The following is a 13,199-nucleotide window of genomic DNA, read 5'->3' on the forward strand; positions in this document are numbered from 1 at the left end:
GAAATATTATTTTACTTTATTGTGTATCCTGTTCTTTTTCTTTTACAAGCAACTTCCATAGAAGTAATAAAGCATTCATACGGGTACGTTCGATGTTCATCAGTCTGTCGTTATCAAATTGAAACTTCTTGGTTAAAATTTCCTTTTTCCCGGCAACAGCCACCCAAATAGTGCCAACTGGTTTCTCAGCTGTTCCACCACCTGGTCCCGCTATTCCAGTTGTCGCAATAGCATAGTCGGAAGAAAATGCCTTTTTTGAACCGGAAGCCATTTCGATAGCAGTCTGCTCACTTACTGCTCCATATTGGATCAGTGTTTCTTCCTCGACGTTCAACAATTGTTGTTTTAACGCGTTGGAGTATGGGATGGTACCACCAAGGAATATCGTGCTGCTTCCCGCTACAGCGGTTATTGAAGCGGCGAGGCTACCCCCGGTACAACTTTCTGCAGTAGTCAATGTAGCACCTCGGCGGCCAAGCTCTTTAATCAGATAGGGCTCGATGCTTGTGTTATAGTCCGCGATGACATGGTGTTGTAAACGATGGAGTAGCTTTGTTTTAAAAAGGGCAACCTGGAGCATAATGTCAGATTTATTCCTGCTTTTTCCAGAGAGTCTCAATCGGATAAAGGCCAAGGTTGGTAGATAGGCCAATTTTATGCTGGAAGGAAGTTCTGCTTCGATATCCTTTATTTCTTCTGCCAAATATGATTCTCCGATTCCGCCAACCAAAATGGTCTCGTGACAGATAAATAAGTCAGGATCCTGTTTGGCTAATAGGGGCAGCACATGTTTTTCCATCAGAAATTTCATCTCAAAGGGCACGCCAGGCATAAAAATAAACCTCTTTTGGTCCTGATGGACCAGCATGCCGGGCGCGGTGCCATAGTCGTTAAATAGGACCTCACAATTTGCTAAAACATCGGCCTGCTGTAGATTGATGTCGAGCATTGTTAGATTGCGCGATTCAAATATGTTGGTCACATGCCGAAGTACATGCTCATCGCGGATCAAGGTGGTTCCAAAATATGCTGCGGCCGTTTTTTTTGTCACATCATCTTTCGTCGGCCCCAGGCCTCCAGTGATTAAAATAAGATCTGCCCGCGTTGAAGCCTCTTTCAATGTCGTTGAAATAGCCTCTTCTGTATCAGGGATCGATGTCATTTGAACGATATCGACTTCGAATTGGAGCAGTTGTTTGGCAATCCAGCCTGAATTGGTATCAATAATCTGACCGATGAGAATCTCATCGCCTATGGTAATAATCTCTGCTTTCATCTTTAAAATAATTATGCGACACATCCCTACGGTGAAAAATACATATGTGGGTATGTATCGTGTTTGATTTTCTCAATCTTCTGGTGTTAAAATGTCCATGCGCTAGCGCCTAAAAAATGAAAATTCAATCCCAGAAGATTCAGTATATAAACTTACATAAAATTGCGGCTCAACGAAATGTTTAAGATGTATTTGATGGAAGAAGTTTTTTGAAAAGAAACTGAAAATTCTTTTTGGCCAATATGAATATAACATTTCAAAAAAAAAGCAGTTATTTTAAAAATAACTGCCTCCTGAACTGGCTCTTTTTGTGAGCTTAAGATCTTGTAAGATCGATGCCTTGGCACGAATGGTGACGTTGTAGCTTCGGAACCGCCCAAAAGGCATCCAGCCAAATGACATATCCCAACAATGCAGATCGCGATAGATATTGAAAGAGGTCATGACCACTTCCTTCTGTTTGAAATCGTACCCCGATTGAAAGGTGACTTTCCATTTTGGCGTAACACTGAAGTCGCCATGTAAATTCAATGTGCTTGTGATCTGGCTCTGCATTCTTCGTGTACTGGAGTTGAACGATTTTGCCATATTGAAACTGAACGATGCCGCAAGGTTCCATGGGATGTTAAAGTCCACAAATGCGTTTGGATCTGAGCTGATTCGAGCTAAGGCTTGTGCCTGTTCGGGAGTCATACCCGCTCCTGTCATTTCTTTTCTTAAAGAATCAATATTGTTATTACGTGATTTCGCAGCCTTAGGATTCAGACTATAGTCAAAGGAAAGACCAAAGTTTGTCAGGCGCGCAAGGCTACCGTCTTTAATGGCGTAGCGATTGACACGGACACCATTTTCGTTGACCGAATAAGGATCAAATGTACCGTTGAAGTTTACATTCATCTTTTGGTCGAAAAAAGCTGTACGGCCAGAGAAAGTAATTGGGGACAACTTTAGCGAGTCGGCCACAAAGTTGTAATTTCCACTGAACGTCAGACCTTGAAGAATAGGGATTTTCTTCATACCGCCATCCGTGGTGTCAGATTTACTTTTGACCTTTGCTTCGATATTATTGTCAATGGAGAAACCTATCCCCGCAGATTTTCCTGCGGAAGGGGAACCGTAGACACCCTGGCTAAAGATTGAGTATACATTTCTGTTTCCATATTGATCGTTATAATGCTGATAGAAACCATATTTTGGATCCGAAAAGTCGGGTCTATAGTTCAGGTTGATTGACGGTGTAACAACGTGTCTGATCTGCTTAAGGTTACCTATTTTAGGGAAATAATTACCATAAACCTTGGTCGAAAGTCCGGTCGATACCGAGTAATCGTATGCACGATTGAATCCCTGAACGGTATCGATACGTTGTTTATAACCTGCAGCGGTATTGTCGATGCTTTGTCGCGTACTTTGTAAATACCAACGTTCGGTATAGTTTACACTGGTATTGAACTGGAAATATTTAAAAGCATTGAGTGATAGACTGATTGGAATATTGTGTTGGAAACCATTTTGGAATTTTTTGAAACCTCCTGGTTTAAACAACAATGTATCAATGGTACTGACCGAGTTTTGCGCCTGGAAACTATAACCGACATTGATGCGTTGATACCATTTTTGTTCACCGACACGGTCTTTGCTGTCAAATGGATTAAAAGAGGATACGTTTAAGCTGATGTTGGGTAAACTCATCTGTATACTGCGTGTAGCCATGTCCTGGTTATGCGTTAAGCTGGCCGTGAGGTTTACCTTACCATCGGCAAATACTTTTCCATAACTGATGGACGATCCCATACGGTTACGGGCAAGATTTTCATAGGTATTTTGTGTACTTCCGGTTCCGGTATTTTGAAAGAAAGAACTTGTACCAAAGTTAACACTTGCAGAGAAAGATGTTCCTGGATTGGCTTCCTGCCGTTGGGTATGGTTCCATGTGACGTTAAAATCCTTATTAGAGCCGTAATTGGATGTTCCTTCAATACCTGTTTTGGTATTGGCGTAACGGATATTAAAACCACCGTTAAATTTGTAGTTGACGGTATAGCGCGTATTGATGGAAGCTTCCCACGAACCTTTAGAATACAAGGAACCTCTAATCTCACTGTCCCAGTAATCGTTGAAGGCCAAATACCAACCGATATCCCGCATGGAGAATCCTCTGGTATAATCTTCTCCAAAAGAAGGGAAGAGAAACCCGGATGCTCTTTTATCTGGTTTTGGGAAAAATGCAAATGGAAATGCCACGGGCATCGGTACACCCATCACGACAAGGTAGGCCGGACCAGAAATAATCTGATTTTTAGTGACAATTCCTTTGGTGATATGAATTCCAAAATGGGTATGTGGATAAGGTAGATTACAGGTACTATATAATCCCTTGTAAATAGACATTTCGTCGTAGATATTCTTTCGCACAATATTGGCCTGGATAAATCCACCATCAACTTCGGTCATAATACCGTAGGTATTTCCCTCTTGTTTTTCGTAATCATAATAAAGTGAGTCTACTGTTTTCGGTGATTCACCATTACCCATGATGACAATAGGACGCCCTACATATTTACCACTTTTGTCGTAGATCCCAGAAGCAAAAATCTTTTTCTTGTTTCGATCAAGACGGATATAATCGGCAGAAAGTTCAAAATCTTGGTACTTTACTTTTGCTCCGCGATAAAGGTGACTGATATTCTTGGCAACTTCAGATTTCTGCGAGTCAACCGCAATAATGCTCACTTCGGCCTGCAAACCACTTCCTTTTTTCTTGGTTGTATCGTTTACAGATTTGGTCGTATCTGCAGTTTTCGATTTACTCGTATCTTGCGATTTATTGGTCGCCCAAATAGGATCTTTACCTTGAAGTCCGTTCTGTTTTAATGGAATATTACTTTGAGCAAAGCTAGCATTGCTCATTGCAAGAATGATAAATAGTGTTAAAATGTTGATTAACGACTTCAAAATTAAAGACAAATGTTATTTTTGTGAAATAATGTTAAACTTCGAGAGACAAAATTAGTCAAAAAAGCAATAGAAAATATGTTAAATATCGTTATCTATTAAAGAAATAATATTGACGCATTTTGATTCGTTTATAGTAGAGCAAATAATTATTCAATGAAATCAGATTTAAGAATTAGAAAATGGTGTAGTGTTGTGTTCGCTACTTTGGGATTTTTTTTATTGAATTCTTTCACATTAAACAATGGGCAAGCAGTGCCTCCAGACTACCAAATAAAAACGATTGTAATTGATGCGGGCCATGGCGGTAAAGATACCGGAGCACAAGGGCGGCGATCGTTGGAGAAAAATGTAGCCCTTGAAGTTGCGTTAAAATTGGGAAAGCAGATTCAGAAAGATATTCCGGGTATCAAGATCATCTACACGAGAACGACGGATGAATTTGTTGAGCTTTACAAACGTATTCGCTTGGCGAATGCCAATAAAGCAGATTTATTTATTTCAATACACTGTAATTCCAGTGGTGCTAGCGCACATGGTACCGAAACATTGGTCTCTGGCTCGCATCGTTTGGGACAGCAAGATGCTGCAGTTCGTGAAAATGCGTCCTTGTTACTGGAATCAAACTATAAAGAAAATTATCAAGGATTCGATCCAAAAGACCCTGAAAGTGCTATCATCTTCTCCTTGATGAAAAACCGATTCCGTGAAAAAAGTATTCGTCTGGCGCAGATGATTGAAGGTGAGTATGTGAAGGCAGGGCGATATAGTAGAGGATTCTGGGAGAAAGGCTTAGCTGTATTGGCTGAAGCAGGTATGCCCGCTGTGCTTACAGAAATTGGCTTTATTAGTAATAGAGAAGAAGAGAGCTACCTATTGTCTGATGAAGGGCAGCAGGAAATTGTCAATAATTTAGTTTCGGCTCTGAAAATTTATAAAAATTCTGTAGAACGCTAAACAGATTTGCTTTTATGCTGTTTTAAACTTAAATTAATGATCATTACTAAATAGATTATTTGTGAAAATTTCAAACGAGACAAAAGTCGGCATATTAGCAACAGTTGCGATAGTTTTATTATTTATTGGCTATAGCTTTCTAAAAGGAAATGATGTTTTTAGCAGCGACAACACATATTACACAACTTATGAAGCTGTCGATGGCCTAACTCCATCAAAACCTGTTTTAGTAAATGGTTATCAAATCGGTCGTGTATCAAAAATGATTCTCCTACCTGATGGCAAAATTAAGACAGAGTTCAAAATACACTCCCATTATGACGTTCCAAAGAATACAATTGCGCGGATTTCAAGCACAGATTTGTTGGGAAGTAAGGCCATTGTTTTCGAAATGGGCAACAGTAAGGAATTGGCAAAGGATGGAGACTTTTTAGCTTCAGGTGTCCAACCGAATATTATGGATAAGGTTGAACCCATTCAAAAACGGATTGAAACAATTACCATTAAACTGGATTCAACATTATCGGTTGTCAATAATGTCTTAGACAAACAATTTCAGGATGACTTTAAAAGAAGTATTCATAGCATTTCCACTTCTTTGAAAAATGTAGAAGGCATCACCAAAGATGTCGAAGGTCTAGTGGGGGATGAAAAGGGGAGACTCAATCGAATCATGGCCAATCTCGAATCAATTACATCCAATTTTTCACAAAATGGCGAGAAAATCAACGCGATCATGTCTAATCTGAATAATATTACCGATAAGGCCGCCCGATTGGATTTTGAACATACCATGAACAAAGTAAATGCCGCAGTCAATGATTTTCAGGAGATCACGGGAAAAATCAATAGTGGTAAAGGATCTATTGGTTTATTGTTAAATGACGAAGCGTTATATAATAATCTCAATAATGCTTCAAAGGAAATGGATAATTTGATGAAGGATGTGAAAGAGAAACCCGGGAAATATATCAAACTTTCCATCTTTGGAAAAAAAGGCGAGAAATAGATTTAGCAATCAGATCAAATGGGATACATAAAAAAGCCTGCATATTGCAGGCTTTTTGTTTTTATATGTCCACTCCCTGAGTAACGCTTTTTGGAATTTAAACAGGTGAAGGCCGACTTTGTCAGTTGCGAAAATACCTGATTTTACAAGCGGATTTTGCACATCTCGTTATAAAGTTTCCTTAAGCCAGGTAAAGAATTCTCTTTGCCAAACTTGTGCGTTTTGTCCTGACAGTACCCAGTGATTTTCATCAGGTAGGTAGACCAGGCGGCTCTTAATTTTTTTGAGCTGAGCCAATTGGAATGCCGCTAACCCTTGTCCGATTGGAACACGATAATCTTTTCCGCCTTGAAAGATTAAAATTGGTGTGTGCCAATTATTTGCTTTTTCAATGGGGTTGAATGCGGTATAGGATTTCTCATTTTTGCTATCCCAGTACGCCCCACCCAGTTCGTGATTGGCAAAAAAGAGTTCTTCTGTGGTACCGTACCAGCTTCTCATGTCGAATAAACCATTGTGCGCAATGAAAGTTTTGAAACGGTTTTGATGCACGCCAGCTAGCTGATAAACCGAGTACCCACCATAACTAGCTCCAATCGCCGCACGACGAGTTGTATCTACATAGGATTCTTTGGAGATATCGTCTATCGCTGTCAAGTAATCCCGGATTGGCTGACCGCCCCAGTCCTGAGAAATGGCTTCATTCCATTTTACACCCCAGCCAGGCATACCCCTGCGGTTTGGAGCGATGACAATATAGCCTTGTGATGCGATCAATTGTAAATTCCAACGGAAGGAGTAAAATTGCGTCAGGGCAGATTGAGGGCCGCCTTCACAGTAAAGTATGGTTGGATATTTTTTTGCAGGGTCAAAGTTTGGCGGATAGATTACCCATGAAAACAGATCGGCTCCATCGGATGCCTTTGCGATACGTTTTTCAATTTTGTTTTCGCTAATGCTTGCATATTTTGCATCGTTGACTTTAGTGACCGGAGTTAAAGATTTGGTTTTTAGATCAAAGATGAAGATTTCGGTTGCACGGGTAAACTTTGTAGAGCTAACGATTAATTTGTCAGCTACTTGGCCTACAATACCGGTGATGTCAAAGTCACCTTCTGAAATTTGATGTATTTTTGGTAAACTTTTAGCTTTGATATTGGTCGGTACTTCAAGTTCAAATAATTGAACTGTGCCTTTCGTTGCAGCTGTAAAATAGATTTTCCGGTTGTCGTTGCTCCAGATAAAACTATTGACGGTACCATCCCAATGTGCTGTTAGGTTAAGTCGAATCGAGCTATTCTTATCAAATAGCATGATGTCATTTTTGTCCGATTCATAACCATCGGTCTTCATGCTGAGCCACGTTAGGCTTTTCCCATCGGGAGAATAGGTTGGGGCTGTATCATACCCATTCATTCCTTCTGTCAGGTTAGACGTCGTTCCGCTAGCGAGATCATAGCGATAAATATCGGTGTTGGTACTGACAGCATAATCTGTTCCGAATTTCTTTTTACAGACATAGAGCACTGCCTTGCTATCGGGAGACCAGGCAAAATCTTCTGCGCCACCAAATGGTGCCTGAGGGCTGTAGAAAGCTTGATCCTTTAATAGGTCTACCGGCTCGCCAACTTTACCATCAATATAACTCGCCACAAAAGGATGACTGAATTTGCCATCATTGAAGGTATCCCAATGTCTGTAGTCTAAGTTGTCATAGATATAAACGTCCGACTTTGGTAGTTCGGGATATTTATCTGTGCTGTGGTATTTTTTTACGAGCACGGACTGGCTGAAGAGTATTTGTTTTCCATCAGGAGAAAACTTGACATTTTCTAAAGCAATATCGCCATTCGTCAATTGAACTGCTTCAGCCTTAGATAGGTTCTTCTTCCATAACTGCCCCTTTAACAAATAAATGACGTCGCCATTTGGTTCGATCTGAACGACTGTTTCACCACCTTTTTGGTCGGTGAACTGACTGCTAGTCCCGTTTGTGAGTGAAACTGTATAGAGATTTTTTTCACTTGAATTGCTCTCCAGATTATAATTGGAAACACCGTATACCAATGTTTTGCCGTCTGCAGAAAGTCCTTCGGCCGAAACACGACCAAGGTCCCAAAGTGTAGTTGGGTTGATCGGTTGTGGCGATTCCGACACTAATTTGGAGTTATTTTTTCCGTCTTTGCTTTCTTGCGCATTGCTTAGGTTACACGCCATAATCGCTAATGTAAGTATTGTAAGTTTTTTCATCTGTTTAAACATATCTATGCCGCTGAAAAATTTCTTCGCAAGTTACAGAATTTGGTCATAAATGCTAAGTCGAGTAAAAAAATAGCCATCTATTTCATTTAGAAATGGCTTATTAGAATTGTAAATCCTTATTTTTTTAATAGTATCTGAATTAATACCCAATAAAGTCGAAGACGTTGTTTATTGATCCACATGGCTATTATCAAATTGATACCAGTTTATTTTTGTTGAAACGCGCATCAAAATCGCCAAAATGATAAAGATGCCAATTGTTCCAGCGATAAGGGAATAATCCCGAAGTTGCATGAGGATATAGATAAAAAGATAAAATAAAGCCAGAATAGAACTCAGCAATAGCGCCGATTTCTGGTCTTTGGTAATTGATTTAATGAAACTGCCAATCAACATAACTGTAGCGACTGAAGCCGTTAAGTAAGCTAGATTAAATCCAATATGCTCGGATAGCGCGAGCAGCAATGTATAGAAAAGAACCATAGCTGCTCCAATCAGAATATATTGGATGATATGGATCCGTTTTTTCTTGATCACCTCGGTGAATAGGAGCGAAGTAAAGGTCAGGATGATAACTAAAATACCATATTTGGCGACCCGTGTTGTTTTTTGATAGTTATTGATATCTGGTAGGAAGTTAATTGTAATCATGTCTGCGTTATCCAATAGGTTATTTGCAGAGGCAATTGTAGTGCTGACGGCTTGTGCTGGCTTTTGCTCATTGCCCTCATTTCCATTTTCGAGGTTGTTATCGAACTGAAAGATCGAACGGGCATCGCCTGTCCATTGTTGCGGCAGCTTCCGACTGAAAGAAGGGATTTCCCAGGAAGCCGAAAAATTGGAGGTTTCGGTATTACGTTTGCCCGGTAAGAATGCACCTGTGAAACTTGGATTAGCCCAGTTACCCTTAGCCTGGATGTTTGTCTGATCACCCAGCGGAAGAAAATTCAATGATTTGGATCCTTTTAGATTTAGTTTTATCTTAAAACGATTGTCTGTTTTCTGCGGATCCAAAGGTACAGGACAGACTAAATTTTGCGTAAATAATTTGAGATTATTAAAGTCTGGGTCGAAAGTCAATTCATTGCCATCCCAATTCAAGGATGGGCGCTTGCCTAAGCCTTTAAAATCCTGGATGCCGAAAATAAGCTTACTGCCTTTCCAGTCAATTTGCTCATTTGGGATCTCGAGTTTTTCTAGGGATATTTTGTCAAAAGAACCGTCTAATGTGATGTTGCTGTTGTAAACTACGGCATTATAAATACCTCGAGAGAGATGCTGTGGCGTTATATCGGTTGTGATATTGGATGTTTTGGGTAAGACAAATATCCATTTCAGCTCTTCTCTAAGGTTCGATTTTTCGGCTTTTTCGGCAGAAAGTGGTATAGTCTCGCGATAGGGGATAGCCAACACAGGACTGGAAATAACCTGCTCCTTTCCCCAGTTTAATGCAATACCGCCAGAAACTTCCTGTTCCCTATTTTTCCGTTCTTCTATTAAATCGCTTATTAACGAAAGTGGAATGAGCAATATCAGGGAAAGAAAGAAAATGACAAATAACTTTAGGACAGTGGAATTACTGATTTTCTCAAAAAATGACGATTGCTCTATCGATGATGAATTGTTGTAGTCCATGATTTTAGTTGTTTAAATCTATTTGAATATTTTTACTGTATAAGGCAATTTGAAGCTCCGTTAATTGCCAATGAAGGATTTCTTTAAATTCTAAATGATGGAAGTTTTGGAGCGATCGACCTTTCTGAAAATGTCTTTTGTAATAACCGAAATGCTCGGGAAATAAGATTCCGCCAATAAAAATCATTGCCATAAGATAGAGGCTGATCTTTCCATTACCAAGTAAGAGGAATTGCATGGCAATTTCATCTTGTATCTCTGTTCCGGTTTCAGTCAGGATATGAAATACATCGTGATTTTCCAGTTTGGGCATGACATCGAAACCTTTACTTTCATAAAAGAGCCCCAGATTATGGCCGATGCTTCCAACGGGGTAGGTCATAAAATTTGCCTTAGATATTCCCCAAGCTTTTTTGTTCCATTTAAAGATGTCTGCATATACTTTGGAAGACCAATTATAGAGGTGCAGCATCAGTTTTAATCGAATTCCTTTCATTTAATCATGTTTTAAAAGTACTTTGATTTTCAAAGTAAATGAATAAAAAAATTATTTGTATTGTTGCTTTATTAAATTTTCAAGTGCAATAAGGTGATTTTCAAAGGCTTTAAGTCCTTTTGTCGTTCTTTTGTATCGGGTGTTCGGCTTCCGGTCTACAAAGCTTTTTTCGACACTAATGTATTCCTCTTTTTCCAATGTTTTTAGGTTGGAAGCAAGGTTACCGTCGGTTACGTCCAACAATTCTTTCAATGAATTAAAATCATATTCTTCATTGGCAGCGAGAACACTCATAATTTGGAGGCGAACCCTGTTTTCAAATATTTTGTCATATAAGGAAAGATCTAATTTCACGATTCGTACTTTTTGTAAACGATAAAACCATAGATGATGTGTAGCACACCAAATCCTAATCCCCACAATAATAAGCCGTTGTCCGGGAAACATATACCAATCAAACCCAGGCAGATTTCCAGTATACCCAGGCCTTTTGCTTCTGCAAAGGTATAGATGCTACCCGCAGTCAGTGCCAGTCCATAAAAGATCAGGAGCATAGCAGCAATCAGCTGGTAGTAGCCTTGGACAAAAAACAACAAGGAAATCATGCCACCCGTTAGTAAGGGGATTGAAACTGCAAATAAAAGAGATTTGCTTGTAATGTTCCAAATCGACTGCTTATTTTTTCTCGCTTTTTTACGTGCCATTAGCCAGCCGGTCACCAGGGATGATAAGAGGACGATGAGCGCAATCATTAAAAACAGTAGGGGCTTATTCAGATTTTCGCCCAAGAGTAGCGCGGTACTTTCGGGTTGCTGTAGAATATAGTATCCCAATAGTGTTCCCAGCAAAGCATAACAGCCCATGAGTACACCTGATAATCCGCTTATTGAAACAAATTTGGACGATTTTTCCATTAATGATCTGATCTGTCCAAGTTCTCTAAATAAATCTTTCTGTTCCATAAATGTACTTTGATATTCAAAGTAAATGAATAATAATGAATTATGCAAGGGGTTGGGAGAATATTGAAAAAAAATAAAAAAAAGAGTAGAAAATACTTGCAGGATATAGGTTTGGTTTCTATCTTTGTGGCATCAAAAGAAATCCTAATGCGGAAGTGGCGTAATTGGTAGCCGCACCAGACTTAGGATCTGGCGCCGCAAGGCGTGGGGGTTCGAGTCCCTTCTTCCGCACTTGATGTCCTCCCGAACTTAAAACCTCGGGAGGATTTTTTTATGAATGCGATATAGCTAAAAAGAGTATGAATATTTCACACGAGAATGTAGATGCAATCAATGCGGTAGTCAACGTCGCATTAGCACCTGAAGATTATAATCCTCAAGTCGACAAAGAGATTAAAGCGCAAGCTAAAAAAGCAAAATTACCAGGTTTCCGTCCAGGTCAAGTTCCTGTGGGACATATCAGACGTACTTATGGTAAATCTATTTTATTTGACGAGATCAATAAATTAGTGAATGAGAAAATCACCAATTATATTGCTGAAAATAAATTAGAAGTTTTAGGTCAACCACTTCCTTTGGAAGATGATGCACAATACAGCTGGGATTATAAAGACAATTTCAACTTCAAATATGAAATTGGTCTTGCTCCTGCTTTTGAATTGCCTTTTACTGCTGAGACTGAATTTACTTCGTACGAAATCAAAGCTGATGAAGAGACATTGGCAGATCGTATCAAGAACTTGCGTCGTAGCTATGGAAAAATGACTAATCCAGAAGTATCTGAAGAAGGTGATGTATTATATGCAACATTGAAACAAGATAAAGAGGAAGGTCTAGAAAAAACAACTTCTATCCGCACAGATATCGTAGAAGATGCTAAGATCAAAAAATCATTAGTTGGTCTTAAAAAGGACGATGTTGTTAAGATTGATGTTAAAAAAGCATTCAAAACTGAAGATTTAGCACGTATCTTAGGTATCACTGAAGAGGAAGCAACTGCTTTAGACGTCACTAAATTTGAATTGACTGTTAAGAATATCAACCGTTTAGAGGAAGCTGATCTAAACCAAGAATTTTTCGATAAATTATTCGCAGAAGGTGAAGTAACAGAAGAAGCTCAATTCACAGAAAAAGTGAAAGAAGAAGTTGAGAACTTATTCAAACAAAATTCAGATCAAAGATTACGTAATGATATGTATACTTTTGGTATGGAGAAAGTTGATGTATCTTTCCCTGAAGAATTCTTGAAAAGATGGTTGAAAGCAACTAACCCAAGCATTTCTGAAGAAGAATTGAACGAAGGTTTTGCTGACTTCTTGAACAACTTGAAATGGACAATCATCGAAAACCGCGTTGTTACTGAAAATGGTCTTGAAGTTAAATATGATGAAGTTATCAATTTAGCAAAAGAACGTATCTACGCGCAAATCAAGATGTATAACATCAACGAAGAACCTTCTGATGAGCAGTTGAACCAATTTGCAATTCAATTGTTGCAAGATAGAGAGCAAGGTAATCGTTTGTTCGAAGAAGCTAAAGCTTTAAAAGTATTTGATCACTTGAAAGGTTTAGTGAAATTGAATGCTACGGACATTGAATACAAAGAATTTGAGAAATTAGCATAAGCGAATTTTTTAAATAAAAAAA

At 39.1% G+C, this 13,199-nt stretch carries 10 protein-coding genes and 1 tRNA gene; 4 read left to right on the forward strand and 7 right to left on the reverse strand.

The annotated features are described in order from the left end of the window. Window positions 1–16: 16 nt before the first annotated feature. Together B2O97_RS04475 and B2O97_RS04480 are read right to left on the reverse strand one after the other, a co-directional pair. Window positions 17–1,276 carry a competence/damage-inducible protein A gene (locus B2O97_RS04475; protein WP_286767024.1) on the reverse strand — a complete coding sequence of 420 codons (1,260 nt, stop codon included), beginning with the start codon at window positions 1,274–1,276 and terminating at the stop codon, window positions 17–19. Between the two features lie 276 nt (window positions 1,277–1,552). Next, window positions 1,553–4,186, reverse strand: a complete 2,634-nt coding sequence (locus tag B2O97_RS04480; protein WP_236560120.1) for a putative LPS assembly protein LptD — start codon at window positions 4,184–4,186, stop codon at window positions 1,553–1,555. A gap of 201 nt (window positions 4,187–4,387) precedes the next feature. Between B2O97_RS04480 and B2O97_RS04485 the strand changes: the two genes are divergently transcribed. Together B2O97_RS04485 and B2O97_RS04490 are read left to right on the forward strand one after the other, a co-directional pair. Beyond that, window positions 4,388–5,188, forward strand: a complete 801-nt coding sequence (locus B2O97_RS04485; RefSeq protein ID WP_046673952.1) for an N-acetylmuramoyl-L-alanine amidase family protein — start codon at window positions 4,388–4,390, stop codon at window positions 5,186–5,188. Between the two features lie 61 nt (window positions 5,189–5,249). Next, window positions 5,250–6,197: an MlaD family protein gene (locus B2O97_RS04490; RefSeq protein ID WP_046673953.1), complete on the forward strand. Its 948-nt coding sequence runs from the start codon at window positions 5,250–5,252 to the stop codon at window positions 6,195–6,197. A 168-nt stretch (window positions 6,198–6,365) separates the two neighbouring features. On the opposite strand, the gene B2O97_RS04495 is transcribed toward B2O97_RS04490, so the two are convergent. The 5 genes from B2O97_RS04495 to B2O97_RS04515 all read right to left on the reverse strand — a co-directional run bounded on the left by B2O97_RS04495 (window position 6,366) and on the right by B2O97_RS04515 (window position 11,552). Continuing rightward, on the reverse strand, window positions 6,366–8,447 hold the full coding sequence (locus B2O97_RS04495) for a S9 family peptidase (RefSeq protein WP_286767025.1): 2,082 nt from the start codon (window positions 8,445–8,447) through the stop codon (window positions 6,366–6,368). A 180-nt stretch (window positions 8,448–8,627) separates the two neighbouring features. Beyond that, a complete protein-coding gene (creD, locus tag B2O97_RS04500; RefSeq protein WP_115049684.1) occupies window positions 8,628–10,094 on the reverse strand; it encodes a cell envelope integrity protein CreD in 1,467 nt (488 codons plus the stop codon). 4 nt (window positions 10,095–10,098) lie between these two features. After that, window positions 10,099–10,590: a hypothetical protein gene (locus tag B2O97_RS04505; protein ID WP_070564903.1), complete on the reverse strand. Its 492-nt coding sequence runs from the start codon at window positions 10,588–10,590 to the stop codon at window positions 10,099–10,101. 51 nt (window positions 10,591–10,641) lie between these two features. Next, window positions 10,642–10,944, reverse strand: a complete 303-nt coding sequence (locus B2O97_RS04510) for a winged helix-turn-helix domain-containing protein (protein ID WP_046673956.1) — start codon at window positions 10,942–10,944, stop codon at window positions 10,642–10,644. Beyond that, entirely contained in the window at window positions 10,941–11,552 is a 612-nt protein-coding gene (locus B2O97_RS04515) for a hypothetical protein (RefSeq protein WP_070564906.1), read from the reverse strand. Before B2O97_RS04515 ends, B2O97_RS04510 begins: the two co-directional genes overlap by 4 nt. Before the next feature lie 149 nt (window positions 11,553–11,701). Here B2O97_RS04515 and B2O97_RS04520 point away from each other — a divergent pair. Both B2O97_RS04520 and B2O97_RS04525 read left to right on the forward strand, forming a co-directional pair. Next, window positions 11,702–11,783: transfer RNA gene (locus B2O97_RS04520), tRNA-Leu, on the forward strand. Window positions 11,784–11,851: 68 nt separating this feature from the next. Further along, window positions 11,852–13,177, forward strand: coding sequence for a trigger factor (locus B2O97_RS04525; RefSeq protein ID WP_046673958.1), 1,326 nt, complete (start codon window positions 11,852–11,854; stop codon window positions 13,175–13,177). Window positions 13,178–13,199 lie beyond the last annotated feature (22 nt).

Source organism: Sphingobacterium sp. UBA865 (genome assembly GCF_002295765.1).
Lineage (GTDB): Bacteria > Bacteroidota > Bacteroidia > Sphingobacteriales > Sphingobacteriaceae > Sphingobacterium > Sphingobacterium multivorum.